Source organism: Jannaschia sp. 2305UL9-9, from assembly GCF_041403465.1.
Classification (GTDB): domain Bacteria; phylum Pseudomonadota; class Alphaproteobacteria; order Rhodobacterales; family Rhodobacteraceae; genus Jannaschia.
In genome coordinates, this window is record NZ_JBGEHM010000003.1 from 208207 (window position 1) to 234313 (window position 26107).

The 26107-nt window shown below is 57.4% G+C and carries 29 protein-coding genes; 16 read left to right on the forward strand and 13 right to left on the reverse strand.

Annotated features, from left to right (window positions below):
- Nucleotides 1-4 precede the first annotated feature (4 nt).
- Both V6N07_RS14415 and V6N07_RS14420 read left to right on the forward strand, forming a co-directional pair.
- The gene (locus V6N07_RS14415; protein WP_371157023.1) at nt 5-3232 is read left to right on the forward strand and encodes a type I restriction endonuclease subunit R; all 3228 of its coding nucleotides are present in this window, start codon (nt 5-7) and stop codon (nt 3230-3232) included.
- A gap of 146 nt (nt 3233-3378) precedes the next feature.
- Nucleotides 3379-4479, forward strand: a complete 1101-nt coding sequence (locus tag V6N07_RS14420; protein ID WP_371157024.1) for a hypothetical protein — start codon at nt 3379-3381, stop codon at nt 4477-4479.
- A 52-nt stretch (nt 4480-4531) separates the two neighbouring features.
- On the opposite strand, the gene V6N07_RS14425 is transcribed toward V6N07_RS14420, so the two are convergent.
- The 4 genes from V6N07_RS14425 to V6N07_RS14440 form a co-directional block, all read right to left on the reverse strand.
- On the reverse strand, nt 4532-6433 hold the full coding sequence (locus V6N07_RS14425; protein WP_371157025.1) for an ATP-binding protein: 1902 nt from the start codon (nt 6431-6433) through the stop codon (nt 4532-4534).
- Nucleotides 6426-6932: an ABC-three component system middle component 5 gene (locus V6N07_RS14430; protein ID WP_371157026.1), complete on the reverse strand. Its 507-nt coding sequence runs from the start codon at nt 6930-6932 to the stop codon at nt 6426-6428. Before V6N07_RS14430 ends, V6N07_RS14425 begins: the two co-directional genes overlap by 8 nt.
- Nucleotides 6929-8143 carry an ABC-three component system protein gene (locus V6N07_RS14435; protein ID WP_371157027.1) on the reverse strand — a complete coding sequence of 405 codons (1215 nt, stop codon included), beginning with the start codon at nt 8141-8143 and terminating at the stop codon, nt 6929-6931. Before V6N07_RS14435 ends, V6N07_RS14430 begins: the two co-directional genes overlap by 4 nt.
- Before the next feature lie 184 nt (nt 8144-8327).
- Nucleotides 8328-9137, reverse strand: coding sequence for a GIY-YIG nuclease family protein (locus V6N07_RS14440; RefSeq protein ID WP_371157028.1), 810 nt, complete (start codon nt 9135-9137; stop codon nt 8328-8330).
- A gap of 357 nt (nt 9138-9494) precedes the next feature.
- Here V6N07_RS14440 and V6N07_RS14445 point away from each other — a divergent pair, with 357 nt between their 5' ends.
- Genes V6N07_RS14445 through V6N07_RS14455 form a run of 3 tightly spaced genes read left to right on the forward strand, consistent with a single transcriptional unit; the run spans nt 9495 to nt 10295 of the window.
- Entirely contained in the window at nt 9495-9650 is a 156-nt protein-coding gene (locus tag V6N07_RS14445) for a hypothetical protein (RefSeq protein ID WP_371157029.1), read from the forward strand.
- A complete protein-coding gene (locus V6N07_RS14450) occupies nt 9647-10000 on the forward strand; it encodes an antirestriction protein ArdA (protein ID WP_371157030.1) in 354 nt (117 codons plus the stop codon). The genes V6N07_RS14445 and V6N07_RS14450 overlap by 4 nt, the downstream gene beginning before the upstream one ends.
- Nucleotides 9981-10295, forward strand: a complete 315-nt coding sequence (locus V6N07_RS14455) for a hypothetical protein (protein ID WP_371157031.1) — start codon at nt 9981-9983, stop codon at nt 10293-10295. Before V6N07_RS14450 ends, V6N07_RS14455 begins: the two co-directional genes overlap by 20 nt.
- A 45-nt stretch (nt 10296-10340) precedes the next feature.
- On the opposite strand, the gene V6N07_RS14460 is transcribed toward V6N07_RS14455, so the two are convergent.
- From V6N07_RS14460 to V6N07_RS14470, 3 genes are all read right to left on the reverse strand, one after another.
- The gene (locus V6N07_RS14460) at nt 10341-10520 is read right to left on the reverse strand and encodes a hypothetical protein (RefSeq protein ID WP_371157032.1); all 180 of its coding nucleotides are present in this window, start codon (nt 10518-10520) and stop codon (nt 10341-10343) included.
- Between the two features lie 281 nt (nt 10521-10801).
- Nucleotides 10802-12091, reverse strand: coding sequence for a relaxase/mobilization nuclease domain-containing protein (locus tag V6N07_RS14465; protein WP_371157033.1), 1290 nt, complete (start codon nt 12089-12091; stop codon nt 10802-10804).
- The gene (locus tag V6N07_RS14470; RefSeq protein ID WP_371157034.1) at nt 12088-12522 is read right to left on the reverse strand and encodes a hypothetical protein; all 435 of its coding nucleotides are present in this window, start codon (nt 12520-12522) and stop codon (nt 12088-12090) included. The genes V6N07_RS14465 and V6N07_RS14470 overlap by 4 nt, the downstream gene beginning before the upstream one ends.
- 255 nt (nt 12523-12777) lie before the next feature.
- Here V6N07_RS14470 and V6N07_RS14475 point away from each other — a divergent pair, with 255 nt between their 5' ends.
- Entirely contained in the window at nt 12778-13155 is a 378-nt protein-coding gene (locus tag V6N07_RS14475) for a rhodanese-like domain-containing protein (RefSeq protein WP_371157035.1), read from the forward strand.
- A 6-nt stretch (nt 13156-13161) separates the two neighbouring features.
- On the opposite strand, the gene V6N07_RS14480 is transcribed toward V6N07_RS14475, so the two are convergent.
- Both V6N07_RS14480 and dksA read right to left on the reverse strand, forming a co-directional pair.
- Nucleotides 13162-14274, reverse strand: a complete 1113-nt coding sequence (locus V6N07_RS14480; RefSeq protein WP_371157036.1) for an FAD-dependent monooxygenase — start codon at nt 14272-14274, stop codon at nt 13162-13164.
- A 90-nt stretch (nt 14275-14364) separates the two neighbouring features.
- Nucleotides 14365-14787, reverse strand: a complete 423-nt coding sequence (gene dksA / locus V6N07_RS14485) for an RNA polymerase-binding protein DksA (protein WP_371157037.1) — start codon at nt 14785-14787, stop codon at nt 14365-14367.
- Nucleotides 14788-14969: 182 nt separating this feature from the next.
- Between dksA and V6N07_RS14490 the strand changes: the two genes are divergently transcribed.
- The 5 genes from V6N07_RS14490 to V6N07_RS14510 all read left to right on the forward strand — a co-directional run bounded on the left by V6N07_RS14490 (nt 14970) and on the right by V6N07_RS14510 (nt 19154).
- Nucleotides 14970-15809, forward strand: a complete 840-nt coding sequence (locus V6N07_RS14490; protein ID WP_371157038.1) for an AAA family ATPase — start codon at nt 14970-14972, stop codon at nt 15807-15809.
- A gap of 140 nt (nt 15810-15949) precedes the next feature.
- Nucleotides 15950-16423: a GNAT family N-acetyltransferase gene (locus V6N07_RS14495; RefSeq protein ID WP_371157039.1), complete on the forward strand. Its 474-nt coding sequence runs from the start codon at nt 15950-15952 to the stop codon at nt 16421-16423.
- On the forward strand, nt 16420-17796 hold the full coding sequence (locus V6N07_RS14500; RefSeq protein ID WP_371157040.1) for a DUF2927 domain-containing protein: 1377 nt from the start codon (nt 16420-16422) through the stop codon (nt 17794-17796). Before V6N07_RS14495 ends, V6N07_RS14500 begins: the two co-directional genes overlap by 4 nt.
- A gap of 10 nt (nt 17797-17806) precedes the next feature.
- Nucleotides 17807-17968 (forward strand): hypothetical protein, encoded by a 162-nt coding sequence (locus V6N07_RS14505; RefSeq protein ID WP_371157041.1) that lies wholly within the window; start codon nt 17807-17809, stop codon nt 17966-17968.
- A 1-nt stretch (nt 17969) separates the two neighbouring features.
- Nucleotides 17970-19154 carry a VWA domain-containing protein gene (locus V6N07_RS14510; protein WP_371157043.1) on the forward strand — a complete coding sequence of 395 codons (1185 nt, stop codon included), beginning with the start codon at nt 17970-17972 and terminating at the stop codon, nt 19152-19154.
- Between the two features lie 9 nt (nt 19155-19163).
- Here V6N07_RS14510 and V6N07_RS14515 read toward each other — a convergent pair whose 3' ends face one another.
- Both V6N07_RS14515 and V6N07_RS14520 read right to left on the reverse strand, forming a co-directional pair.
- Entirely contained in the window at nt 19164-19565 is a 402-nt protein-coding gene (locus V6N07_RS14515) for a hypothetical protein (RefSeq protein WP_371157045.1), read from the reverse strand.
- A gap of 175 nt (nt 19566-19740) precedes the next feature.
- Complete coding sequence (locus V6N07_RS14520) at nt 19741-20250, reverse strand: DUF421 domain-containing protein (RefSeq protein ID WP_371157047.1); 510 nt, start codon at nt 20248-20250, stop codon at nt 19741-19743.
- 83 nt (nt 20251-20333) lie between these two features.
- On the opposite strand from V6N07_RS14520, the gene V6N07_RS14525 reads away from it, so the two are divergent.
- From V6N07_RS14525 to V6N07_RS14545, 5 genes are all read left to right on the forward strand, one after another.
- Nucleotides 20334-21023: a M48 family metallopeptidase gene (locus tag V6N07_RS14525; protein WP_371157049.1), complete on the forward strand. Its 690-nt coding sequence runs from the start codon at nt 20334-20336 to the stop codon at nt 21021-21023.
- 73 nt (nt 21024-21096) lie between these two features.
- Nucleotides 21097-22005: an AEC family transporter gene (locus V6N07_RS14530; RefSeq protein WP_371157051.1), complete on the forward strand. Its 909-nt coding sequence runs from the start codon at nt 21097-21099 to the stop codon at nt 22003-22005.
- A gap of 41 nt (nt 22006-22046) precedes the next feature.
- A complete protein-coding gene (locus V6N07_RS14535; protein ID WP_371157053.1) occupies nt 22047-22916 on the forward strand; it encodes a PfkB family carbohydrate kinase in 870 nt (289 codons plus the stop codon).
- 215 nt (nt 22917-23131) lie between these two features.
- Nucleotides 23132-23842: a DUF502 domain-containing protein gene (locus V6N07_RS14540; protein ID WP_371157055.1), complete on the forward strand. Its 711-nt coding sequence runs from the start codon at nt 23132-23134 to the stop codon at nt 23840-23842.
- 62 nt (nt 23843-23904) lie between these two features.
- A complete protein-coding gene (locus V6N07_RS14545) occupies nt 23905-24411 on the forward strand; it encodes an aggregation factor core (RefSeq protein WP_371157056.1) in 507 nt (168 codons plus the stop codon).
- Nucleotides 24412-24442: 31 nt separating this feature from the next.
- On the opposite strand, the gene murD is transcribed toward V6N07_RS14545, so the two are convergent.
- Entirely contained in the window at nt 24443-25840 is a 1398-nt protein-coding gene (gene murD / locus V6N07_RS14550) for a UDP-N-acetylmuramoyl-L-alanine--D-glutamate ligase (protein ID WP_371157057.1), read from the reverse strand.
- Complete coding sequence (locus V6N07_RS14555; RefSeq protein ID WP_371157059.1) at nt 25837-26052, reverse strand: hypothetical protein; 216 nt, start codon at nt 26050-26052, stop codon at nt 25837-25839. The genes murD and V6N07_RS14555 overlap by 4 nt, the downstream gene beginning before the upstream one ends.
- Nucleotides 26053-26107: the final 55 nt, after the last annotated feature.

A 26107-nucleotide genomic window follows, 5' to 3' on the forward strand; every position in this document is an offset into this window, starting at 1 on the left:
GAACATGAACGATTATACCGAAGACAGATTAGCCCAAGCCACTCTTGCTGAGTATTTACAGGACGAACTCGGCTGGGAGTCCGTCTTCGCGTTCAATACCGAAACCTACGGGCATGAAGGCACGCTTGGCCGCAAGTCCGACCGCGAGGTAGTGCTGACCCGTCACTTGGGAGAGGCCTTGATCCGCCTAAACCCTGGCTTACCGGACGAGGCCTACACCTACGCCCTGCGCCAGATCACCGACACGCTAGCCTTTCAATCCACAGTCCAGACCAACAGCGAGAAATATGAGCTGATACGCGACGGGGTGGTCGCCAGCTATAAGAAGAACGGCGAGATCAAGAAGACGCGGCTGAAGGTCTTCGACTACGCCAACCCCGAGAACAACAACTTCCTGTGCGTGCGCGAGATGTGGGTGAGCGGCCCCAACGGCCATCGCCGCCGACCCGACATCATCGGTTTCGTAAATGGCTTGCCTTTGATGTTCGTAGAGCTGAAACGCCCCGACAAATCGCTCCGCCGCGCCTATGACGACAATTTCAAAGACTACATGGACACGATCCCGCAGCTCTTCCACTTCAACGCCTTCGTGGTGCTAGGGAATGGGATCGAAGCCAAGGTCGGATCGATCAGCGCCAAGTACGAACATTTCAGCGATTGGAAACGACTGGCCGAAGGCGAAAAAGGCGTCGTGCAGATGGAAACCCTTGTGAAGGGTATATGCACCAAGGCCAACTTCCTCGACATCTTCGAGAATTTCATTCTGTTCGATGACAGCACCGGCAAGCTGGCCAAGATCGTTGCGCGTAACCATCAGTATCTTGGGGTCAACCGTGCGCTGCAATCCGTGATCGAACGCAAGGAGCGTGATGGGAAACTTGGCGTGTTCTGGCACACACAGGGTTCGGGCAAGTCCTACTCCATGGCGTTGTTCGCGCAGAAGGTGCGGCGCAAACTAGGTGGTGATTTCACCTTCCTTGTTCTAACCGACCGCGCCGACCTGGATAAGCAGATTTACGACACTTTTGCGGGTGTTGGTCTGGCCAATAATGACAAAGACCCATGCCGCGCCGATAGCGGTGATGAACTGAAGAACTTACTTGGCCAGCAGAAAGCATTTGTTTTCTCGCTCATCCAGAAGTTCAACAAAGAGATCAAAGACGGTGACGCCTATTCCGATAGGGAAAACATCATCGTTATGACCGACGAGGCGCACCGCACACAGTACGGAACGCTGGCGATGAACATGCGTGATGCTCTGCCAAACGCTAGCTTCATCGGATTTACTGGAACTCCACTCTTCACAAGCGATGAAATCACGCAGCGCGTCTTTGGCGGCTACATCTCCACCTATGACTTTCAGCGAGCCATTGAGGACAATGCCACGCTTCCACTCTACTACGACGCGCGTGGTGACAAGCTCGGACTGTCTGCGGAAGGGCTGAATGAGAAGCTCGCCAGTGCCATAGCAGAGGCTGAAATAAGCGATGCGGACGTGGCTGCGAAATTAGAGAACGAGCTCAAGCGCGAATATCATGTAGTCACCGCCGAGAAGCGTCTGAAGCATATCGCGACCGATTTCGCAGAGCATTATTCGACCAACTGGGAAACCGGAAAGGCAATGTTCGTCGCGATCGACAAGATCACCGCGGTTCGTATGCATAGCTACTTCCTTGATGCTTGGAAGGCTAGAATTGCAAAGTTGGAAGCCGAACTATCAACGGCGAAAGACGATCAAGATCAGTTGGTTCGAGAGCGGCAACTTGCATGGATGCGCGAAACCGAAATGGCTGTCGTGATCAGTGACGAGCAGGGTGAGGTCGACAAGTTCCGTAAGTGGGACTTGGATATTTTACCGCATAGAAAACTGATGCGGGAAGGTTTCCTTCTCGAAGACGGGAAGCGCCTTGACGTTGAGTCGGCCTTTAAGCGCGAAGATCACCCGTTCCGAGTGGTCATTGTATGCGCCATGTGGCTCACTGGGTTTGACGTGCCTTCTCTCTCGACGCTTTACCTCGACAAGCCGCTACAAGCGCACACGCTCATGCAGGCAATCGCCCGCGCAAACCGTGTGCATGAGGGCAAGAACAATGGTTTGATTGTAGACTATTGTGGAATTTTGAAAAACCTTCGAAAAGCACTGTCGACCTTTGCTGGTCATACCGGCGAAGGTGGCTTCGATGGTGAGGGAGGCACTGAAAATGATCCGCTGCATCCCGAAGAAGAACTTCTGGAAGAACTTGCAGAGGCGATCGAATTTGTTCGCAGTCAATTGAATGATAATGGCTTCGATCTCGCAACGCTAAAGACGACAACCGGTTTTGCACGCAACAAGGCACTGCTAGATGCCAAGGAAGCCGTGAATATTGATGATGAAAGCCGCAAGAAGTTTGAGATTTCTGCTCGCTCCGTCTTTAGAAAATACAAAGCCTGCCTGACGTTTAAGGGCGTTCAAGTTTTCCGTGCTGACGCCGAAGCGATCAGCTTCCTCTATAAGACCCTTCAAGATGATCGTGAAAGTGCGGACACTTCAGAGATAATCCAAAAATTAAACGCAATCGTAAGTGATGCGATCGAGGTGAAGGCCGATGCCGAATCCGATAACAAGGTCTTTGATATTTCAAAGATCAATTTCGACCTTCTTCGTAAAGAGTTTTCGAAAAGCGAAACCAAGCGATCTGATGTGCAGGACGTCAAGACAGTTGTAGAAGACCGGCTGCGGAAAATGCTGGCTCAAAATCCTCTACGTACAGACTTCCAAGAGCGATTTGATGAGATCGTTCGGGACTATAATAAAGAAAAAGACAAGAATACGATTGAAGCCACGTTCGAGGCCTTAATGCGCCTTACTGCGGAAATGAGTGCCGAGTCCAAACGATATGTTAAAGAAGGATTGGAAAGCGAAGAACAACTTGCCGTCTTCGACATGCTCCTAAAGCCTGACTTGTCCAAATCGGACATCAAGAAAATTAAGTCAGTTGCTGTTGCGCTTCTCAAGTCGCTCGAACAGCAAATGCAAGGTGTTCAGGATTTATTCGGAAAGGCGGCCACACGTGATCGCTTACGGCAATCAATTTATGATCACCTTTATGACGATAGAACTGGCCTTCCTGTCGAAACTTACTCTGAGACTGAACTGTTTGAAAAGACGGATCAGCTTTTTGATTTCTTTTCCAGAAGCCGAATGAAGGAATTCGATCAAAGTCAGAGATCAGGACCTGAAGTAAGATGAATTTCAATTTAACGCTCAAATGCTCATCATGTGATCAGGACATTGATTGCAGGATAGGAATGTCAAACAGATTTAGGCAACCGCTTCGGTTTGCTTGCCCGGAGTGTTCTGCACCTGTTGATATTGACATGGAGTACGGTGGAGGAATGCGCTTCATCGGCGCTACTAGAACTGAAGGCAAGCAGCCATTTGACAATACGAACCCATTTATTGATCTACACCTCGATTTCCCAGTTTATATGGGCGAGTATCAAATGGGGAACACTCCATTCATGAGGGCTGTCAGACAAATTCGCCCTGAGGAATATCAACTACATAATACAAGACTCAACATGTTAAATGCCGGGGTCGAGAGCGTCCCTTTCTTTAGAAATTGCCTTAAGTTTTATAGAAAAGAAAAGGTCAAACCATTCGTAAATTGTGCCAAGAATAAGTTCAGCGTGAGCACAAAGACAGAACTGCCGCAGGACCTTAATGCTACCTTATACAGTGTAATAGCACGCGTGATGGCACCGTTTGCTTTACCCGGCCAGGATAGAGACACCGTTGACCAATACATGAAAATCATCTTTGATTTAGCAAAAGACAACAGACCGGCGATAGACGCTTTCATAGCAGAGGTTCATGCGACAGGATTTGTGAAAGCGTTGCAGCATGACTGTTTAGAGGTCTACCCACGTATCTTAGAGGCAGAGCTTCCACTCCGGCCTGTACTGTTTTTTGATTTTGATTGCGATTTTTCAGAGATGCTTGTTCCAGTTCGTGTCTCAACCCATGATTTTGAAACCTACAAAGACTTATATAAAGACATTACCGAAATTATCTCTCGGCAGATCGTGCTGATCGCCGGTGTTAATAATCTCATGAAGCGCAGTGATCACAATGCCTTCCAGCCGGGCATAGGTCAGGTGGCGAGCGGTCGCGATTTTACTCCTGCCAATTTGAACGCATTCGCTGACGTAGTGTTTGGGAAAAAGCTAGATTTCATTGATGACAGCTGGTTCAGCTTGGAAGATGCCGCGACCGACAATCAGCTTCGAAACTCCATAGCCCATTATAAAACGGAATATGATGACGTTTCTCAGGTGGTAACCTATTTTCCCCGTCGAGAAGGAATGGAAGAAGAGCGGTCAGAGAATATGCAATTTATTGATTTTATGAGGCGCGTTCTTCTTGCTTACCGAGAAATGCATAGAATGCATCATCTTATAAAAGCAATTCTATACTATCCGCTATTGATGCGTTGAGATCGCCTTAGACCCGTGCTTCTACAAAGGTCAAGATGGTTTCACAATGCATCTAGAGTTCAAGAGTCTTATTGTGCTCATCGTAGTAAGGCCCAATAACAAAGTCTTCCAACTCCAAGTTTGGATTCATCAAAGACGTAGTGAAAATGATTTGGTTTGTTATTGGCATTTCCGTTGAGAGACGCACGATTAGCTCTTGAAACTTGTGACTTCGTTTGGGCTGCATTCCCTTATCTTCAATGTTGTCGAACAGGGCAAAGCGCGGATGAAAGAAGCTGGCGTCCTGGCAAGCAGCCAAGTGCAAAGATAATATTGCAGCGTTCTTGAGAAAGACATTACTGCTTTCTGCAAAATTCATTTGCCCGTCCACGGACACAGCGTCGTCTTCAAAACTAACATCTACAGACTCAGCATTTTTGAACTCTTCTTGCGCGCCGCTGACATCTGCGTGGAGTATACCGACCGCATGTTTAGAAATTTGATTTAACGCAGCTCTACGACGTTGTTGAGCTGTCCGTGAAAGTGCCGTCCGTTTGTCTTTTGCAGCAGTTAATAATCCATTTAGTCTACTCTTCTCTATTGTAAGCGCATCCAATTCGCTAGCGCGCTGCAAACTTGTTTCGAACTGATAGATTTCACGGTGAATTCGACCAAGCCTGCTATGCCGATCAGCGAGATAGGCGTCACGAGGAGAGTTGCTTAGTTCGTAAGATGCGGTGAATTCACTGAGGCTCAGTTCATAGTTTTTTCGCTCCTTCGCGTAGTGTTTTTTTGCTGCCAAGTGTTTTGCATTCTCGTCAGCAAGAAGCTGTTTTGACTCTTTGATCTGAAGTTCGATATCCAAACGTATCTGATTATAGCGACTGGCCAAGAGATGATCACCGTCAGGTTGGCCACAAAGTGTACACGTATTTTCGGCTAGCGCTGGCTTCAATTCTTTCAAGCAAGATGGACAGTGAGAAAACTCAATGCTCCCAAGATAACCAGCTGTATCTTCAGCTCCTGCAAGTGCAACTAATGATTGCTCAAGATGTTCAAGAAAGCGACCAATTTCAACAATCTCTAGCGACGTCTCCTCAATTACACGAGAAGTCTTCGATAGACTAGCACGCAACTTTTTGAGTTTTTCAGCTGCCAAATGGCGAGCTTTGTCAAAAGCTTTGCTTTGGTCGCTGGACACGATGTCGTCTACATTGGCAATCTCAACTTCAATCGAAGAGACATTTGTCATGAGTTTTTGAATTGAAGATTGAATTTTTTCTACGGAGACGGCCGTTTGATCTGGAAACGACTTCAGAAGTGAGCCCCACTCAGCATCCACTTTGTCAAACTTTGAAGTCAGATCCCTGACCTCAAGCTCAACCTCAAAGAGATCGTAGTTCTTTATTCCGCAGACGAGGTCTCCAACTGCAACGCGTATCGTAGGTTTGTCGAATGGTTCGAACCTAAACAGACGTGGAGCCGGGGTTCGTTGATCAGAGTATAGAAGCCTCAGCAGCTGATGACTTGTGATATTTGAAGCGCCATCACTCTGCGCTTCCGGTAATAGCATGGATCGAAAAAGCACTTCGGTAAAGCTGGCATTACTCTGCACCCTTTGTATTGGATAGCGCTCCCAACCTTCAATGCCGTGCTTTCCAGCCTCTTCGAGCGATCCAAAAAACACCCAAACTGGTGGGCGGCCAAGTACTTTTTCCCTTTTTAGGGACAGCTTACCTCTTGGGGTTGAAATTTCCGCTTGCACTTCATCGCAAATTTCGGCGGCTTTCTTCCAATCTTTAAAATCTCCACCCAAAATAAAATGAACAAAGTCAGCTATGGTCGACTTCCCTGAACCGTTATCGCCACGAATAATATTTACACCGGCGTGAAACTTTTGGTCGTATACTGGTTGCCCGCGCGCCATAACGCGCAAGCGATCAAGTCTCAGAAAACTGTGGGCTATTTCATTCATAAAAACGCAGCCCTGATCTTGTTCTCAATTCCATTTTTCCAGAAAACTCTGGTGACTTAAATATATCTGCAATAAATTCTAACGCCACGTCTTCAATGTTTGAACGAGGCGAATTCTCTAATTTTTCAGCAAAGGCCAAACCTTCATCTGAAAGTTTAACCTTGGATACTTCATAATCGGACAGTTCAAGAAGAGCTTTGCCCGCCATCGAGTTCAATCCTTCTTTTTGGACCGGTTCCATTGTGTGAAATAGCATGCTTGATGATGGAAACGTTAGAAACGAATCTTTTGGCTTCGGCAGCCCGAGTGATGCGTATTTTTTTCTATATTCGCTAGGCATCTGCAAACGGTCAATCAAATTTGGTGACGCGAGGAAGAAGTCAGCGATGAATAACCGTTCCATCGTTTCAGGACTCTTAGACCAAAGTCTTAGGAGACGGGCAAACCTTCTTACCGCTGACGAAGGATCAAGTTGTGGATACCAGAGCCGTGATTTCATGTCTCAGGGTCCCATCTGATGTGACACTGCTCCGTCAAAAAGTAGATGGCGCTTTGTATGGTTGCTGCGCCGAAAACCGTCTCGCCGATCGCTTTGCCAGCTAGTGGTTCCACAACGTTTTTCTGAACAGCTTCCTGAATGGTCTGCTTATCGGAACCCTCACATATATGAGGGAAAAACACTTGCGACTGGAAACGTTGCTCCACTTCGCTCAACATCATATCGTGATCGGCCCTTGTTCCGGGCAACAATCCCAAAGCTACGTAAGGGCGAGCAAACTTGTTTTGCTGCCTATTCGCGTATCCGTATTCGTTTTCTCTATCTGCAGCGACCATTTTTTCTAACAACTCCCGTCGGTCGTGTTCTGCCTTGACTGAGTAGTCATCACCAAATGTTTTTGTTTCTGAAGAAGACAGTTCCGGGTGGTCGTGAGCGCACTTTAGCGCTTGTCGAATATGTCGACTAACACTTACGTGGACCATGCTATCTCTTGAATTAGGCTTACAAATACTTAGATGGTCAGCTTCTATTGGAATTGGAGTTGTACCAGTTATTCCAGGGTCTGCGTCTTCTTTGCTTACGATCATAGCTAGCCCAGCTAAATGCTGCGCTTCATAGTAGGCAATATTCTTGAGGAGCGGTGTGACCCCAGAATATTTTTTGTAGTCCTCGCCAATCTTTGTGAGGACCGTAGTTTCCCCTGCAAGCACAGTAACATGAGCAGAGCTTAATTTTGGCATCACGTACTTCGCTACGCTTGCAAAAGAGGGTGCATTATGTGGCGTAGCGAGAAACATTACACGCACGACTTTTTGTGCAAGTTCTGCAGCTTCTGAATCAGATGATCCGTTGCAATGAGCTAAGATTAACTTAGTCAGAATACCACCGAGACTGTGCGCAATAAACACGACAGGGCGTTTTCCTATCCCGTAGCCACACAAGTACTCCGTTGCACTTTTAGCCAATTCAAAAACATCAAGTTCTTTTGATAACCACTTTTTCAATTTCGATGCTGGAAACCCAATTGTATGGAACGCAGCTGTGGGGTTGTCTTCAGCAAGCCAATCTGGCCAAAATCCATTCGCGGAAGCCCATGTCGATTTTGGGTCACCTGTTAATCCGTGCACGAAGACCACGTCTATTACTGCGTCGTCCGGATTGTAAAGTGTTTCGAAAGTTATGTTTTCAGGCAAAATATGGCTTCTCAACATGGTTAGAGTTTGATTTTACACGATATCTTGCGCTTGGCAATTCTTTAGGCACCAAATCATCTACTCATGCAGTTGTGCTGGGAGAGCTATGAATTTAGTAGAAATTGCATTGAACCGGCGGTAACTGGAAGAGCCTTCTGACTCACTGCTATCAAGGCATCCTATGTACAACGAGCACGATCGGTCAGTTTCTGTTTAGTCCTTGCGCGCCGCGAGTGAAAAGAATGCGCTTCCAATAGGTTTCTCGGGCGATGATCATATCATCGGGAGTGCGATCGAGGCGATGTTCTAACAGCGCAAACCGAAAATTTGCCCGCGCATACGCCAGATCAGCATCCTGGGCGATCTGTCTGAGCTGCACATTTCCGCCATGACCATTCTCAGCATACTGGCACCAACGCCCCCAGACGCCCTGATCGCCGTAAGCTGAACCAACATAGCGCCGTCCTGTACTGGTATCCGTGATAAGATAGATGCCTTTCACGCTCGCCAGTGAAATTCGCCAGTCATCGCGATTGTTACAAACCAAGGACTCAAGTTCCTCAAATGACAGATCAATCTCATCAAATCCCGGAAAAGAGCGTCCTGAATAGGGTTCCTTGAGGATTTCTTGGACCTCAAAATTCTCGTAGTGCCGCTCCATCACAGGACGCGTTGTTCGGTCGCGATAAGCATAATGAATTTTAAGCCGACCAATCATCTCCTCGCCATTGCCTCGAAGGGCGACTTCATAGCGATCGTCGTGACGGGCCGTTACCTCATACACGCCGCCAAAGAGCCAACTGTCCGTCTCGTGGTAAAATTGGATTAGCGAGAAAATTAGCGGGCGGTTAAACTCGTTACGACCAGGTTTGTACTCTTGCCAGTTCTGCCATTCCTGTCTGTCACGCGCAAACACATCTAAGGGCTGATTGTGCTTGTTCCACCGCGCAAAGTGAATTTTGTATTCACGAAGGGGCTCAATCGGCCAAATATCGCGGAGAAAAAGCGGCATGCGCTCATGATGCTGTTTGCAAACTCAAAAAGCCATCAAGAAGTTGGTCAGAAGCGGCTTTGTTTGGGGATAAGATTGTGCGCGTCCACCTGTCTAGATAGGCGGAACGGGCTGTCGTGAACCGAGCCTGATAGTCTCGGCCAACTGGCTTCCATCCCTCACGCAAGAGCTTGGGGCCTTGCCCCTGGCGCACTGCAAGCAAAACAGATCGAACAGAAAACTGCTTAGTCGGCTCCCCCTAAAGGTTGCCCCCAACGAAGCAATTTTCTTTCGCCGGTTTTCCCCTCCGCTTGCACCCCCATTCTCGCCGAAGGGCAAGGGTTGCAGGAGCAACCCATAACCCCATTGGAGGAGAAAATGACCATCACCCTTTTTGCCCAACCCTATGACATCAGTGCAAACGGTTTTTATTTTACAAGTACCGAAGATTATGAGGCCAAAGTTAGAACGCTAAAAACGACTACGGCGATCCAGTTGAAGAGTTTGAAATTCAGTTCATCGACGGTGAAATGATAGACTGCGAGTTGGCCAGAGCCATTGGCCTAAACCAAGCCAACTATGCGCAATTCTTGGAATGCGTTGAGAGCTGGGAAGAACACGAAAAGATCAATATCATCATCGCTGTGGGTGAGTGTGGCTATTCCTTCGACCCCGACGACAGCCCCGACCTGCTTGGCGTGGACATCTACGACGTCGAAAGCCTGAGAGAGCTAGCCGAGCAGTTTGTCGATGAAGGGCTATACGGTGATATTCCCCAAAGCCTTCAATACTACATCGATTTTGACGCCATCGCCCGTGACCTAAGTGTAGAATACTCCGAAACCACAATTGCAGGAGGACGATATGTCTACGCCTGCCGATAAACGCGCCGAACGATATCAGATCACCCGCGCCATTTGGCGCGGGATAACTCTGGAAATTAGGCATTGCCCCGTGTGGTCAAAGGTTGCTGAGATCGATCATATCGAAGTGGTCAGGGAAGATCGCCAAGTCCTGCCGATCACAGAAACAGGTTATCGTTCCTTGTTCATAAAGCCCGAATACATCGAAGCCCATGGGAGCGCGCAAACCTATGTTTTGGGATGGCTTGACGAAGAGGCCAAGTCGCCGGACTGGACGCGCAAGGAAGCAGACAGCAAACAGTTGAGCCTATTCTAGCGATCAGAAAATTTGCGACTGGCCGTCAGGCCAGCCGCAGTATTTTTAGGGAGCTGGCGCACGCGTGGCGAGCTCGTGTTCGATTGTGCGCATGGTGCACAATGCATCACGTTGCGCTTGCGAGCCGTGCTGGGCAGCGCAAAACGCGACAAAAGCATCTTTGCGCAATCCATAGAGCTGCGCGGTACCAAGTGTTGCTGCTTCAAATCGAGAGATAAGTTTCATTGTATCCTCCTCATTTTCAAGGAGGCCCCGAACCATTCAGGGCCTTTCGGCCCGTCCCCATAATCATTGGCCAAAGAAGGCCCCTGATGGTTCGAGGTTTACGACGTCTTGAGGAGGATATGCTTGCAGCGTTCCCGTTGATTTGAACGAAAGCACCTTTGTCATATGCAAATAAGCTTTTGGAATTAAACGGAAAGAAAAATTTTGGGGCGATTGCCGCGCAACGGTTCACAGCGAACAGTGATAGTGCCTGTAACGACTTTGCTTAAGCTAACATCTACCTATCGATCATATCGGCGATCTTGCCGCGACCGCCTGCGTTGCTTTGTCGGATCAGGATTCTCAGGTCCCCGATCCGGCCCATCGGATATTTGATATTCCATCACATCAGGCCGCAAGCGCAGTAGTTCATCTTGAACGCGCGCCCGCTGTTGTTTGATATCTTTTTGAAGTATCTGACGTTCATCGAGTTGCCCAGCTATCAGCGCGTCCGTCTCTGTTCGGTCGCGTTGCCATGCTCCTATAAGTTCCTGTTCGTTCTGTTTCTTTATCCTGGCGTATTCTCCCGTCAGACGTCGCCATAGGCCTGTAAACCCACTAGGCAATCGCTCAGCGCGTTCATTGGTTTCTGCCAACCAACGCCTCTCATGCATCTGAGATAGATTTTTTCGTTCATCGACGTGACGTGCAACCATTTCCCCACGTCGGAAATCAATCATGGCATAACGTTGCTTCGCATCGCGATGCGCCTCTTTGATGAAGCCTTCTAGCTTGCGCGTCATACCCTTGGCCAAGCGGTCCTTAACCTGATCGACTGACGGTAGATGTTGACGATCACCAAGACGAGCTTCGAGTTCTTTGGTCTTCACTCCCGCATAGCGCGACAGCGAATAGACTTCGCCGCGATAATCGAGAGCAACAAAGCCTCGCCGATCACCACTCGCCAATAGGAAGCCGCTTTCTTTGAACGCCTGTTCCAAAGACGCCCGATTGTCAGAATTCTCCCAGCATAGCCGAAAAACGGCTTTGATCTCGCGGGGGTCAAGATCAACACGTTTGGCCTGCTGCCATTCTTGACGTGTAAAATTGAGCGGATCACGCAGGCGGCGATCTTGAAGGCCGCGCGGCATATCCCATCCATGTTCGAGATAGAGCTCACGTGACACGTCACGCAGCTTTGACTTGTAGTGCGGAAGATTGATCGCTCGCATCCGCTCCGTGTCGATCCGCGACCATACGACATGTGCATGGCGTCTGCCATCTTTCTCATGGAAGACGATGGCGCGAGGCTGATTTTCCAAGCCAAGTTTCTTCTCGATTTGATCAGCCGTGTCTTCAAAGATGGCTTTAGAAACCGCAGCACCTTCAGGCGGGTTCAGGCTCATCGAGAAAAGGTAATTCTTGCAGCGCGTCCCGCGCGCGATGGCATCCGCTTCGCGAAACGCCTCCTTTAGATCATCGCTTGAGAATCCGTAAACCTCGTGCAGCTCGACATGCTCATTGTCGCGCACAGAAAGAAGATATCTTGCCAGTTGGCTTGCATCTCCGCGTTCTTTGGCTTTCAGGATCATGGTTCGCTCCTTGGCATTTTCCCAAGGGCGCACAGCAGATCAGCGCGTAATTCTTGAATCTCTTGGCAAGCTTCAATCAGTTCGGCTTCCACCTCGGGTGACACAGGCAAGGAGCCAGTATTCACGGCCTTTGCCAACTGGTTGAGGTTCGATGATAGCCGTGAAGCGCCCAATGTCCCAAGCACTCGCCCAAGCGCCTCAGCATCCCCTACAGGGCTGTTTCCAGGCCGCTTTCTTGGGGCGACATCATCGCCAAACAAGAGGTCACGGATATGCGTAGAAAGGGCCTTTGGACCCCGTTCTGCATCCAATCGTGCCCTTTCTTCAAAAGTGAAGCGAATGGAAAACGGCGGCGGATACTTCGCTTTGTCAGCATCTTTCTTAGCTGACTTCTTCGATATCTCATTGAAATTATGGTCTAAAGTGCTCATCGATGCACCTCAGACTCTTCGAGTCTAACTGTGCGAGATGGCGTTCCCAGGCCTCAAGGGCATCGAAGAGAATCTTGAGCTCTTCTGCGCTGAGGGAATTGAACTGGGGGTTCAATCCTTTTCCCTCTTGGCGCACCATCCTCCCCTTGTTTCATTTCGTCGCAGGTCCATGTGTCACCTGACCGGATGGCAAAACGGATCGGTGCACTGCATCGGTTTGGACAGCTGTCCCCTGACATCGACGGAGTAGACGACATGAAAACAGCAGAGTCCTACCTGAACGCCGCGAATGAAGTCGTGCCGCAGATCACCTCCGAAGAGGCGGTCGCTCGTCATGGCAGGGATGGCGTCGTTTTTGTCGATGTGCGCGACAGCGCAGACATCGCCGAGACGGGCACCATCACGGGCGCAGAGCGCGTGCCCCGTGGCTTCATCGAGTTCGCGGCCGATGATCAGACCGAGTATCACAATCCGGCCCTGCGCAAGGACGCCCCGATCCACCTGATCTGCGGTGCAGGCGGTCAGGCCGCACTGGCCGGAAAAACCCTCAAGGAAATGGGTTTTACCGACGTCACCAACGTGGGTGGCTTTCCCGGCTGGAAAAAGGCGGGCGGCCCCGTCGAAGCGGGCTGATCGCCGTCAGGGGGTCTGGGTGGCGGTGACGTCGTAGTCGTACAGCCAATCGTATTTGCGCGTCATGAGGCCGGGCGCGATACGATCGAGCAGTCGAAGCGCGCCATGCGCCCCCAGCCGCCGCAAGCCGGTCAGGTGATAATTGCGCGCATTGCCCGCAGCAGCAGCGAGCGCGCGCGCAACGCGGGGGCGGCGGGCGGCAACGAAGGCCCCCGGCGCGTCCAGATGCCGCGAAATCGACCATGCATCTTCCAGCGCGAGATTTGCACCCTGCGCCAGGAACGGCAGGGTCGGATGCGCGGCGTCCCCGATCAGTGTGCATGCCCCTCGGGTCCATTCCGGGGTCATGCCGTGATCCATCAGCCCCCAGATGTGTACCGTCTCGACGCGGTCCAGCAGGGCCCGGACGGGCGCGGCGTATCCCGCGAACGCGTCCCGCAGGGCCTGCGGATCATCGCGATGCGACCATCCGTCGGCCACCCATTGCGTCCGTTCCTCCACCGCCACGATGTTCAGCATGGTCGCATCACGTAGGGGATAGAGGACCATGTGCCGTCCTGGCCCCACGTGGATCTGCGCCTCGGCGGGCCAGTCCCGCACGGGCACGATTGCGCGCCAGGCAACTTGCCCCGTGAAGCGGGCCTTGTGATCGGGCGCAACGAACCCCCGGGACGCCCCGCGTGCCCCGTCGGCCCCGATCAGCATGTTGACCGGGATCCGGGTGCCGTCATTCAGGGCAAGCATCCGCGCGTCATCTGAAACGGACGCCACGCGCGTTCCAAGCCGCAAGCCGACGTCCCCCGACCGATCGGCGAGGGAGGCTATCAGGTCGGCACGATGCACAAGGCGGAACCCGGACCCCAGAGGCATGCGGATCAGATGGCGCCCGGTGGGTCCATCGATCACCTGCACTGCCTTGCTGTCGATACCGGGGACGCTGACACCCAATGCCTGCAGCACGCGCAGACCGTTGGGGGCAATTTGCAGGCCCGCCCCCACTTCGGTCAGGGCGGACGCCTGTTCGATGACTTCGACACTGCGACCTTGGCCGGCGCAGGCAATGGCGGTGGCCAGCCCGGCAATACCGCCGCCCAGTATCGTGACATCGGGGGCGGTCATGGCCGCCCCGTCAAGGTGAGCCCAAACCTGACCCACACGTGCCGATGTGGCCCCCGATCGAACCTCGGAGGCCGAGCGGGCACCACCCGGTCAATCGTCGCGATGGACTTTCTCACGCCGCTCATGACGCTCCTGCGCCTCAAGCGACATCGTGGCGATCGGACGGGCATCCAACCGCTTGAGAGAGATCGGATCGCCGGTCTTCTCGCAATAGCCGTACTCTCCTTCTTCGATGCGGCGCATGGCCGCCTCGATCTTGGAGATCAGCTTGCGCTGACGGTCCCGCGTCCGCAACTCCAGCGACCTGTCGGTCTCCTCGGAGGCGCGGTCGGCTACGTCGGGAATGTTGCGGGCCGCATCCTGCAGCCCCGTGATCGTCGATGCGGTTTCATCCAGAAGCTCGGCCTTCCAGGCGAGCAGCTTGCGACGGAAATACTCCGTCTGCCGCTCGTTCATGAAAGGCTCATCCTCGGCTGGAATGTAATCGTTCGGAAGAAAGGTTTCGGCCTTCATGCTGCGCTCCCACTCGTCGGGTGGCTGCCGTTCGATCCGATTGAATCGAGGCTGGTCCCGATGTCTGTGCGCGCCGCTTACAGCAGCTTCGCGCCCTTGTCACGCCCCCCATGCAGTTTGGTTGCGCTAGCAGAACCGACTGTTAGGGTGCGACAAAACTAGCCACGGGGTGGGGACAATCGATGCGGTTCGACGGCACAAAAGACTACATCGCAACCGACGATCTGGCCGTTGCGGTCAACGCCGCGATCACGTTGCAACGCCCCCTTCTGGTCAAGGGTGAGCCGGGAACGGGCAAGACCGAACTGGCCCGGCAGGTCGCGGCAAGCCTTGGCGTGCCGATGCTGGAATGGGCGGTCAAGTCGACCACCCGCGCCCAGCAGGGCCTGTACGAATACGACGCCGTTTCCCGCCTGCGCGACAGCCAGCTGGGCGATGCTCGGGTACACGACATCTCCAACTACATCCGGCACGGCAAGCTGTGGCAGGCCTTCACCGCGGACGAACGGGTCGTGTTGCTGATCGACGAGGTCGACAAGGCGGATATCGAATTCCCGAACGACCTGCTGCAGGAACTCGACAAGATGGAGTTCCACGTCTACGAAACCGGCGAGACGATCCGGGCCAGGCATCGCCCCATCGTCATCATCACCTCGAACAACGAAAAGGAACTGCCGGACGCTTTTCTGCGGCGCTGTTTCTTTCACTACATCCGCTTCCCGGATGAGGCGACGCTGCGCAAGATCGTCGAAGTGCACCATCCCGGCATCAAGTCCGACTTGCTGGGCGTCGCCCTGACGCAATTCTACGCGGTGCGTGACCAGCAAGGCCTAAAGAAGAAGCCATCGACCTCGGAAGTTCTGGATTGGCTCAAGCTGTTGCTGGCCGAGGACCTGACCGCCGAGGATCTGAAATCCGACGCCAAGGGCGCCCTGCCCCGCCTGCACGGTGCGTTGCTCAAGAACGAAGCGGATGTTCACCTGTTCGAACGACTGGCTTTCATGGCGCGCGGCGGCCGATAGCCATCGTCTTTCGCGCCGATGGCATCTCGACCACGGCAGAACGACGCCGGGTCACCCAGCAAGAGCCGCAGATCTGCCCCAGTCCCGCCACATTGCGCCCCTAGCATCGACACAAACCGGGGACACGGGGCGGGCTTGCGATGCTTTCAGAAACAATCACGCTGCGCGCGCCAACCCCGTCGGACAGGGGCGCATGGAACGCCCTGTGGACCGCCTATCTCGACTACTACGAAACCGTCCTGCCGAAGGCCGCCCATGACACCGCCTTCGAACAGCTGCTCTCGTCCGATCCGGCCACGTTCAACGGGCGGATCGCCTGGAAGGATGCGGTTCCCGTCGGCCTGGTGCATTGGGTCCATCACCCGCACATGTGGCGGCCCGAGGGAACCTGCTATCTGCAGGATCTGTTCACCGTCCCCAGTGTGCGCGGCCAAGGCGTCGGACGCTCCCTGATCGAGGTCGTCTATGCGGACGCCGACGCCCGCGGCGCGCCCAGCGTCTATTGGCTGACGCAGGAGTTCAACTACGCGGGGCGGATGCTCTATGACCGGATAGGCGAACGCACGCCATTCATCCGCTACAATCGCCCGGCCCGGACGGATCGTCTGCAGTGAGCTTGCGCGCGACCCTCCTCGCGGCTGCCACGCTGCTTGCGTCCTGCACCCCTTCGCTGTCGCCGCACGACGGGTCGGCGGCGACGCGGGCCAGCGTCGCAACCATGACCCGCGCCCTGCCGGCACCGCGCCGTTTCGACGGTGCGCCGTCCGCCCGCCTTCCGGTGGTGCCCAACGGTCAGATGGCGCGCGACTTCATGGCCCTCTCCTTTCAGCTCGAAACCGGTCGGCAACTGCCGGTCTTCACCCGGTTCGAAGGCCCGATCACCGTTGCCGTCGAAGGCACTCCCCCGCCGACGCTTGGTCCCGACCTCGACACCCTGCTGGAACGGCTGCGCCAGGAGGCGGGGATCGACATTGGCCGCGCCAAGCCCGGCGAGATGGGGTCGATCACGATCACCGCCCTGCCCCGTGCGAAATTGCAGGCGTCGGTTCCCGGCGCCGCCTGTTTCGTCGTGCCGCGCGTCGCCGGGTGGCAGGATTATCTTTCCAAGCGGTTCTCCCCCGAGATCGACTGGACCACCCTGCGCAGCCGCAGCCGCGCCAGCGTGTTCCTGCCCTCGGATGTCAGCCCGCAGGAAATCCGCGACTGCCTGCATGAAGAGATCGCGCAGGCCCTCGGCCCGCTGAACGATCTGTATCGCCTGCCCCAGTCGGTCTTCAACGACGACAACATGCATGTCGTCCTGACGGATTATGACATGACGATCCTGCGTGCGACATATGCGCCGGAACTGGCGTCCGGCATGACACAGCAACAGGTGGCGGCACGGTTGCCGGGCATTCTGGCCCGCGTGAACCCGCAGGGGCGCCGCCCCGACACCGCCCCCGTCGCCGAAAGCACACCTGAATGGAACGCGGCGATCACCGGTGCCCTTGCCCCCGGCGGATCCGATCGCGCGCGGCTGATCGCGGCCCAGCGCGCGGTGACTGCCGCGCAGGCCGCGGGCTGGACGGACGCACGATTGCCGTTTTCCCACCTTGCCCTTGGCCGCGCGGCACTGGCGACCGACCCGGACGCGGCAATTTCGGCATTCCTGACGGCGGGCACCGGGTTTCGCGCGCTGTTCGGTGACGGCATTCACGCCGCCCATGTCGCGATTCAGCTTGGCGCCTTCTCACTGACGTCGGGACAGGCCGAGTCGGCCCTGCGGATCATCGACAGGGCGATACCTGCCGCCGATGATGCGCAGAACGCGGCGGTTCTGGCGACGCTGCTGCTGCTGCGCGCGGAGGCGATGGAAATGCAGGGCGCGCGCCCCGAAGCCGCGCGCACGCGTCGCGAAGGCCTCGCATGGGGCCGGTATGCCTGGGGTGATGACGTGCTCGCCCGACGCACGGCCGAGGTTGCAGCCCTGTCGCCGGGCGCGTAAGCCTGCAGTCATGTTGCCAATACTCACCGCAATCGCGGGTGCCGTTGCGGGTGCCCTTTATGTCCGTCGCAAGAACGGCACCGCGTTCGACATGGCACAATATGCCGCTGTCTGGGCCATCATCTTCGGCCTGCTGGGGCTTTTGGCCCTGATATTGCTGACCCGGGTCTGACGTGTTCCTGCGCTTCTTCGAGGCGCTGAGGGGCGCGGGCGTGCCGGTGTCGTTGCGCGAACACCTCGCCTTTCTCGATGGCATGGCCGCCGGCATCGTCACCTACGACGTGGACGGGTTCTATTACCTTGCCCGGACCGCATTGGTGAAGGACGAGCGTCATATCGACCGTTTCGACCGGGCCTTTGCGGCGACCTTCGCGGGGTTGGAGGCAATCACCCCCCAGGACGTGTTGGAGGCGCTGGACCTGCCGGCCGACTGGCTGGAGAGACAGGCCGAAAAGCATCTCAGCCCCGAAGAACGCGCCGAAATCGAAGCACTCGGCGGGTTCGACAAACTGATGGAGACGCTGAAGGAACGGCTGCGCGAACAGCAGGGGCGCCACCAGGGCGGGTCGAAGTGGATCGGCACGGCCGGCACATCGCCATTCGGAGCCTATGGCTACAACCCCGAAGGGGTGCGGATCGGTCAGGATCAGAGCCGCCATCAGCGCGCGGTCAAGGTCTGGGACAAGCGGGAATTCCGCAACCTCGACGACAGCGTCGAACTGGGCACGCGCAACATCAAGGTCGCGCTCAAGCGGTTGCGCAACTGGGCCCGCGACGGGGCCGCCGACGAGTTGGACCTCGACGACACGATCCGGTCCACGGCCAAGGCCGGATACCTGGACGTCAAGACGCGGCCGGAACGGCGCAACGCGGTCAAGGTGCTGCTGTTCCTTGACGTCGGCGGATCGATGGATCCCCACATCAAGGTGGTCGAAGAGCTGTTCTCAGCCTCAAGGTCCGAGTTTCGGACCTGCGAATACTTCTATTTCCACAACTGCCTGTACGAAGGTGTCTGGCGTGACAATCGCCGCCGCTGGAACGCGGTGACGCCCACGCAGGAGGTGCTGAACACCTACGGCCCCGATTATCGCGCCATCTTCGTCGGCGACGCATCCATGTCCCCTTACGAGATCGCCTATCCCGGCGGAGCGAACGAACATTGGAACGAAGAGGCGGGTCAGGTCTGGTTGGAGCGGGCGCGCACGCAGTGGGCGTCGAACCTTTGGATCAACCCCCTGCCTGAAACCCACTGGCCCCACACCCATTCCGTGCGCATGATCCGCGAGATCTTCGAGGACCGCATGGTCCCGATGACGCTGGACGGTCTCAGCCGCGGAATGCGCCTGCTGACGCGGTGACGCCCCGCATCAAAGGCGACAGGACAGCGCCCCCACAGTCAGCGCCCCGAGAATGGGCAGGCCGACGCGCGCAATCCGCCAGCTGCGCCCGGCGACGGGACGACCCGTGCCTTGCGGCATCACCACCCCGATCAGATCGCCGCGCCCGGCGTTCCACAACCAGTCGATGGACAGGATGGTCTGACGCCCCCGCATGGCCGACCTGAGGGCGTCATTCACATCGGAGGCCGACATTCCGTCCTCGGCAAGCAATTCAGCCGCCGCGACCAGCAGCGCGGCCCGTGCATCCCCCGGACGATACCGAAGGATCGCAGCCCGCCGGAACGCGAAGGCCGCTACGGGCGGGGCATCGACAACGTCCTCCAGCAGGGCGTCGAGGAAGAGGGTTTCCCAAGGATCCAGGTCAATCATCCGGCGTGTTCTCTGTCTGCTGCATGGGCATCTGCCAGCCCCGTTCTCTCTTCCACGTCGCAGATGCTGCGATCCGTCGCGAGATTTGTGGAGCTTTTCCAACATTCCCGAAGAGAGATGAGGTTTCCGGCTTCTGCCCGCAAGGGATCGCAGGCCGCAAAAACGCACAGCCCACTCAGCCGCCCGTGGCAGCCCCGCCTTGCGCGACGTTGTCGAGCAGCGTCTCGTTCAGGTCATCGCCATGCAGAACGCTGATATCGCCGGTCGTTTCCAGCACCATGGCCTTCACCTGCCCGAACTGCAGGGCATTCGCCTCGCGCAGCTTGGCCATCACTTCGGACCGCGTGATCCGGGCGTGTTTCATGTTCCGTTCGAGGAACTGGCCGTTTCGCATCAGCAACAACGGCTCATTGTCGGTCAGGGTGCGAACGGCTGCGATGCGCGAACGCGCCAGACCGATGGTCCATTGCACAAGGAACAAGGACGCCATCGCCAGCATCCCCTGCCACAGGGGCGTTCCGGGATTGAGGACCGTTCCCGCAAGCACCGAACCGAAGGACACGGTGACGGCAAAATCATAGGACGACATCTTGGAGAATGCCCGCAACCCCGCAAGCCTGACGCAGAACACCATGAAGGGAACGAGTATCGCGGCGTCCACGAGGGGGGTGATCCAGTCGGGCATTGTCATCCTCCGTCTTGCATGGGGCAAACGGACGCGGCGCGGCGGCGGTTCCCTTTGGACGCGATGCGCCCCATATCTGGACCATGTTGAAGCTGCCCATTCTCCTTCTGACCATCGGTTACGGCGTCGTGATGTGGTTCTTTTCCGCATGGCGCCTGAAAAAGCAGATGGACGAAACCTCCACCCCGCTTGCGGACCCCGGGCTGGAGGCGGAATTCGCACGCATGGCCCGCGTTCTGGATGTCGACCGGATCAAGGTGCACGTGCATGAGGTCGAGCCGGTCAACGGCCTCGCCGCGCCGGATGGCCGTATCTTCATCACTCGGGGGTTCCTGCGAAAGTACCACGCGGGTGAGGTTACGGCGGCCGAGATGGCAAGCGTCGTTGCCCATGAACTGGGGCATGTCGCGCTCGGGCATGCCCGGCGTCGTCTGATCGATTTTTCGGGACAGAATGCGATCCGCGTCGTCCTTGCCGGGGTCCTCGGGCGCATCCTGCCGGGGGTCGGTGTCTATGTCGCGAACGCGCTGGCGTCGCTGGTCGCGGCCCGGCTGTCGCGACAGGACGAATACGAGGCCGACGCCTACGCCAGCGCCCTTCTGGTCAAGGCCGGGATCGGCACGGCGCCGCAGAAATCGCTGTTCGGCAAGCTGTCCACGCTGACGGGGATGGGCGGCAACGGGATGCCTGCCTGGTTGATGAGCCATCCGAAGACCGAGGAGCGCGTGGCCGCCATCGAAGCGCTGGAGGCACGCTGGCAGATCAAGGGCTGAGACGGCCGCTGGCCGGACGTCCGATCCCCTGCTAAGGCGTCGATCCGATACGTCCGACCGGAAAGACGGCCCCTTGTCCCCTTTTGCGGCCCTCGCCGACCCGATCCTGCCGATCTTCGCGATCCTTGCCTTCGGTTTCGGCCTGGGGCGGGCCAGATTGATGTCGCGCGACGATGCAAGGGTCATCAACCGCTTTGCCATGACCGTGCTGGTGCCGATCGCGGTGTTCGGCCTCCTGGCGAATGCGCCTGTCGACAGCTTCGCCGCACTGCCGATCCTTCTCTATTCGCTGACCCAGGCCGTGATCTTCGGCGGGGGCTACCTGCTGGCCCGGAGGCTTTTTGCCGCCAGCCCGGCAGAGGCGGTGATCCTGGCCTATGCGGGCATCTTCGCGAACACCCTGTTCTACACCCTGCCCATCAGTACGCTTCTGTTCGGGGCCGACGACATTCTGCCTGTGACGATGGTCGTCGTCCTCGATTCCGTGGTGTCGTTCGGCGGGGTGATGATCATCCTCCAGATCATCAGCGATGGTCGGGCGTCGCCATTGTCCGTGGTCCGGATATTCGCACGCACGCCTGCGTTGCTGGCGATTGCAGCCGGGACGTTCGCCGCCCTTCTGCACCTGTCCCTGCCCGATGCGGTGCAGACCTTCGTGACGTTCAACGGCGTGGCCGCCGCACCGGTCGCGCTGTTTGCTCTGGGCGTGATCCTGTCGGGCACACGGTTTCGCGCAGATGGCGCGGTGGCGGTGTTTTCCGCGATCAAGCTTGTCGCCCTGCCGGTGGCGGTGTTCGCCGCCATGATTGCCGCGGGCATCGCGCAGGACACCGCGCGCCTCTTTACCTTCACCGCCGCAGGCCCCGCCGGGGCGATGGCGCTCAGCCTTGCGTTGCTGCACGGTGTCCCGACCGACCGCGTTGCTCAGGTTCTGGTCTGGACCTGCGGCCTGTCGCTGATCACCATGGCCGTTCTGGCCTGACGCGACTGGACGCCCCCGGACGTCTGGGGCAAACGGGACGGATGACACCAGACATTCTTTGCATCGGGTCTGTCCTTTGGGACATCATCGGTCGGTCCACCGCCCATATGACGACCGGGTCCGATCGCCCCGGTCGGATCACCCGCCTGCCCGGTGGCGTGGCGCTGAACATCGCGATGGCGGCGCGGGCCTATGGCATGACGCCCGCCTTGCTGTCCGTGGTCGGACGCGACACCGAGGGGGATGAACTGATCACCGCGCTGTCGCGCATGGGTCTGGTGACGGAAACGCTCTACCGGTCGGACGACCTGCCGACGGATGTCTACATGGCCGTCGAAGGTGCGAATGGCCTGATCGCTGCGATTGCGGATGCCCATTCCCTCGAAGCCGTGGGGGACAAGATCCTGCGCCCCCTCGACGGTCCCTTGAAGGGGTGGACCGGCCCCGTCGCATTGGACGGGAACCTGACACAGGACCTGTTGGCCCAGATCGCAACCGATCCGCGTTTTGCGGCGACCGACCTGCGCATCGCACCTGCGTCGCCCGGCAAGGCGGAGCGATTGCTGCCCTTCCTCACGCACCCCACCGCCACCCTCTACGTCAATCTGGAGGAGGCCGGCCTGCTGCTCCACACGGCGCAAACCGATGCGGCGGCGGCGGCGGCGGCCTTGCGCGCACGCGGCCTCTACCGCGCGCTTGTCACGGACGGTCCACGGCTGGCCGCCTGCGCACATCCCGGCGGCGTGGAGGTCGAGCGTCCGCCCGAAGTCATGGTCACCCGCGTCACGGGTGCGGGCGATACCTTCATGGCGGCCCATATTGCCGCCGAACGCGCGGGCGCAGCCCCCGAAGCCGCGCTTGGCAGGGCGGTCGAGGCGGCGGCGACCTATGTCTCGGGCGATACGTACTGACGGATCAGGCATCGCCGGATTGCGCCCCATTCCGGGCGTGACGCCACAGTGACGCCAAGGGCCGCGCCTGATCGAAAAGCGCTGCAACCGCAGGCAAACCCGATACCGGATCGATCATTTCGTCGTCAGGTCATCACCTTGCGGGCCAGTGTCTTGTTACCGCCACTTGCACGGCCTATGTCCGATCCGACCGTATCGATCCCGACTGGGCCATCATGCAACTTGGCGACGACCTTTCCCCACGGCCGGCACGTCCCGGCCTGTTCACCCGGATCAGAAACAACTTTCTGACCGGGTTGGTCGTGATTGCGCCCATCGGCCTGACGTTCTGGCTGATTTGGTCCGTCATCGGGTGGATCGACGGCTGGGTCCTGCCGTTCGTGCCCCTGTCCTATCGTCCGGACATCTGGCTTTTGCAGAAGTTCGGTCTCGATGTGGACATCCGCGGCATCGGCGTCGCCTTCTTCTTGCTGTTCACCCTGCTGGTGGGCTGGCTGGCCAAGGGTCTGATCGGGCGTTCCATCCTGCGCTGGGCCGAGAACCTCGTGCAGACGATGCCGGTTGTTCGCTCAGTCTACGGCGGCCTCAAGCAGATCGCGGAAACCATCCTCGCACAGGATCAGAGCAGTTTCGAGAATGCCTGCCTCGTGGAATATCCGCGCAAGGGCCTTTGGGCGATCGCCTTCATCTCGACCTCCGCCAAGGGCGAGATCAAGCAGCGGGCCGGCGTGCCGATGATGTCCGTCTTTCTGCCCACGACGCCGAACCCGACCTCCGGTTTCCTGCTGTTCGTCCCCGAAGAAGACGTGGTCATCCTCGACATGACGGTCGAGGATGCCGCGAAACTCGTGATTTCGGCGGGTCTCGTCTACCCAGCTGGACAAGTCCCCCCCGACGCCCCAGCTTCTGCCAAGGCGGTCAGCTGATCCGACCCGGCATGGGGTCGGGGCGATGCCGTCACCGGACCATCATGAGGATTGGAATGACCATGACCCGAACTTTCCCCCGACGCGGCGTTCCGGCCCTTGCCGCCATATTGCTGGCCACGCCGACATTTGCCGACGTGACCGTGACCTTCCGCGAGGGCGCGCCGAAGGACAGGTTTACCATCGAACAGACCGGCGAATGTGGCCTTGGGTCGACGGATGTGACGATCGACCTGTCCGGTTCCGCCTCCGGCCTTGTCTTCGATGTCACGGGCTCGGGGGCCGGGGTGCAGGTGTTTCAGCCTTTCGAACTGGTCGCGGGTCAGGACCTGCTGTCCGGGCAACCTGTCGTGCGGGACGGCGACCAGCGGATCACCCTGCCGGTGACGGGCCTGTTGGCCGGACAGACCATCGCCTTCACGATCGATGTGGATGACACCGTCGGCACGCGGGAGATCACGGTCTCCGACTCCGAAATCATCGGCGCCTCCGTACGGGTCGGGGACCGCTCGGCAGAGTTCGGCGCCGACGCGATTGCAAGGCTCTCCCTGCCGGATTGCTTGTCCTGACCCTTCGGGGCGGATGACAATTCGGCCGGGGTCAGCCTTCGTCCATAGGCACGGTCCGGGCCACGCAGGCCGCGAAATCCTCGCCTCGCCGCTCGAAACTGTCGTATTGATCGAAGCTTGCCGCGGCGGGCGCCAGAAGGACGGTATCGCCCGGACCGGCATCCTCGGCCGCGCGGGCTACTGCGGTCGCCATGTCGGTGCAAACCTCCGCATCGACGCCAGCCCCGAGGGCAAGGGCGAATGCCTCCGCTTCGCGACCGATGACATAGGCGCGGGTCACGCGATCAAGATAAGGGCGCAGGGCATCGAGGCCCCCGTCCTTTTGCAGACCACCGCAGATCCAGCGGATATTCGCGAAGGCCTGCAGCGCCTGAACCGCCGCATCGACGTTCGTCGCCTTGGAATCGTTCACGAAGGAAACGCCACCGGCCCTGGCGATGACCTGACTGCGGTGGGGCAGACCGGGATAGCTGCGCAGGCCCGCCTCGATATCGCGCGGGCCAAGGCCCAGTGCACGTGCGGCGGCCCACGCACAGCAGGCGTTCTGATGATTGTGGCGCCCCGGCAGGCCGGGAATGTCGCGCAGATCGACGCTTGCCACCTGACGGCCCTTGCGGACCTCGGACAGCCATCCCTTGCGGGCGGTCACCTGCCAACCCGGCCCGGACAGCTTGCCGGTCGATACGCGGATGACGCGATCGTCGACGGCGGACTCCTGCAGCTGACCCGCGAGGAAACGTCCCTCGGCTTCATCGACACCGATCACCGCCCGGTCGGGCCCGCCTTCGGCGAACAGCCGACGCTTGGCCGCGAAATAGCCGCCGTGGCCCGCGTGGCGATCAAGATGATCGGGCGACAGGTTGGTGAATACGGCGACATCCGGTGTCAGCGACCGGGCCAGTTCGGTCTGATAGCTGCTCAGTTCGAGGACGATGACCTCATCCTCGGCCGGCATGTCGAGATCGAGAACCCCGCGCCCGATGTTGCCGGCCAGATGCGCCTTGCGGCCAGCCTGCAAAAGAACGTGGTGCAACAGGGCCGAGGTCGTCGACTTGCCGTTCGAGCCGGTCACGGCCACGACGCGCGGGGGGCTATCCCCCCAGCCGAGGCTGCGGAAGAACAACCCGATATCGTTGTCGACCACGACGCCCGCGTCCCACGCGGCGGCGATGGCCGGGTGCGGAGCGGGATAGAGGTGCGGGATGCCGGGGCTGGTCACGAGGGTGGAAACACCTTCCAATGCGCCCGAACGGGTCAGATCACGTACCTCGAACCCTTCGGCCTCGGCGGCCTCGCGCCCCTTTGCACCGTCGTCCCAGACAACGACTGCCGCCCCCCCGGCGCGCAGGGCGCGCGCCGCCGTCAGGCCGCTGCGCCCAAGGCCCAGAACGGCGACCGTCGCGCCGTCATACCCACGCACCGGGATCATTGCGCATCCTCCTGCATGGCCAGTTCCCAACCGAAAAGGCGCATCTCCTGCCAGCCGTTCACGGGGCTGGGGGGCGGATCCCCGGCGGATGCGGCGGCATAGCCCTGAACCACCGGGATCATCAGGATCAGCAGTCCGAACAGAAGCGCCACCGCCCCGTAGCGGGCCGCCTTCGTCGAAAGGCTCAGAGGGTTCTCACCACGTGTCAGCATATCGTCCCCCCATTACGCCCCCGCGGGCCTGCCATGTCATTTACCGGCGCCGGGT

Bases quoted from the DNA above. Each gene is read 5' to 3' on its own strand.
- V6N07_RS14470 (WP_371157034.1), bottom strand. From the start codon at position 12,522: ATGAGCACTTTAGACCATAATTTCAATGAGATATCGAAGAAGTCAGCT.
- V6N07_RS14415 (WP_371157023.1), top strand. From the start codon at position 5: ATGAACGATTATACCGAAGACAGATTAGCCCAAGCCACTCTTGCTGAG.
- V6N07_RS14505 (WP_371157041.1), top strand. From the start codon at position 17,807: ATGTTGCCAATACTCACCGCAATCGCGGGTGCCGTTGCGGGTGCCCTT.
- V6N07_RS14460 (WP_371157032.1), bottom strand. From the start codon at position 10,520: ATGAAACTTATCTCTCGATTTGAAGCAGCAACACTTGGTACCGCGCAG.
- V6N07_RS14455 (WP_371157031.1), top strand. From the start codon at position 9,981: ATGTCTACGCCTGCCGATAAACGCGCCGAACGATATCAGATCACCCGC.
- V6N07_RS14465 (WP_371157033.1), bottom strand. From the start codon at position 12,091: ATGATCCTGAAAGCCAAAGAACGCGGAGATGCAAGCCAACTGGCAAGA.
- V6N07_RS14555 (WP_371157059.1), bottom strand. From the start codon at position 26,052: ATGCTGACACGTGGTGAGAACCCTCTGAGCCTTTCGACGAAGGCGGCC.
- V6N07_RS14420 (WP_371157024.1), top strand. From the start codon at position 3,379: ATGCGCTTCATCGGCGCTACTAGAACTGAAGGCAAGCAGCCATTTGAC.
- V6N07_RS14475 (WP_371157035.1), top strand. From the start codon at position 12,778: ATGAAAACAGCAGAGTCCTACCTGAACGCCGCGAATGAAGTCGTGCCG.
- V6N07_RS14480 (WP_371157036.1), bottom strand. From the start codon at position 14,274: ATGACCGCCCCCGATGTCACGATACTGGGCGGCGGTATTGCCGGGCTG.
- V6N07_RS14495 (WP_371157039.1), top strand. From the start codon at position 15,950: ATGCTTTCAGAAACAATCACGCTGCGCGCGCCAACCCCGTCGGACAGG.
- dksA (WP_371157037.1), bottom strand. From the start codon at position 14,787: ATGAAGGCCGAAACCTTTCTTCCGAACGATTACATTCCAGCCGAGGAT.
- V6N07_RS14430 (WP_371157026.1), bottom strand. From the start codon at position 6,932: ATGAAATCACGGCTCTGGTATCCACAACTTGATCCTTCGTCAGCGGTA.
- V6N07_RS14440 (WP_371157028.1), bottom strand. From the start codon at position 9,137: ATGCCGCTTTTTCTCCGCGATATTTGGCCGATTGAGCCCCTTCGTGAA.
- V6N07_RS14445 (WP_371157029.1), top strand. From the start codon at position 9,495: ATGACCATCACCCTTTTTGCCCAACCCTATGACATCAGTGCAAACGGT.
- V6N07_RS14520 (WP_371157047.1), bottom strand. From the start codon at position 20,250: ATGCCCGACTGGATCACCCCCCTCGTGGACGCCGCGATACTCGTTCCC.
- V6N07_RS14435 (WP_371157027.1), bottom strand. From the start codon at position 8,143: ATGTTGAGAAGCCATATTTTGCCTGAAAACATAACTTTCGAAACACTT.
- V6N07_RS14525 (WP_371157049.1), top strand. From the start codon at position 20,334: ATGTTGAAGCTGCCCATTCTCCTTCTGACCATCGGTTACGGCGTCGTG.
- V6N07_RS14545 (WP_371157056.1), top strand. From the start codon at position 23,905: ATGACCCGAACTTTCCCCCGACGCGGCGTTCCGGCCCTTGCCGCCATA.
- V6N07_RS14535 (WP_371157053.1), top strand. From the start codon at position 22,047: ATGACACCAGACATTCTTTGCATCGGGTCTGTCCTTTGGGACATCATC.
- V6N07_RS14540 (WP_371157055.1), top strand. From the start codon at position 23,132: ATGCAACTTGGCGACGACCTTTCCCCACGGCCGGCACGTCCCGGCCTG.
- V6N07_RS14425 (WP_371157025.1), bottom strand. From the start codon at position 6,433: ATGAATGAAATAGCCCACAGTTTTCTGAGACTTGATCGCTTGCGCGTT.
- murD (WP_371157057.1), bottom strand. From the start codon at position 25,840: ATGATCCCGGTGCGTGGGTATGACGGCGCGACGGTCGCCGTTCTGGGC.
- V6N07_RS14490 (WP_371157038.1), top strand. From the start codon at position 14,970: ATGCGGTTCGACGGCACAAAAGACTACATCGCAACCGACGATCTGGCC.
- V6N07_RS14515 (WP_371157045.1), bottom strand. From the start codon at position 19,565: ATGATTGACCTGGATCCTTGGGAAACCCTCTTCCTCGACGCCCTGCTG.
- V6N07_RS14450 (WP_371157030.1), top strand. From the start codon at position 9,647: ATGATAGACTGCGAGTTGGCCAGAGCCATTGGCCTAAACCAAGCCAAC.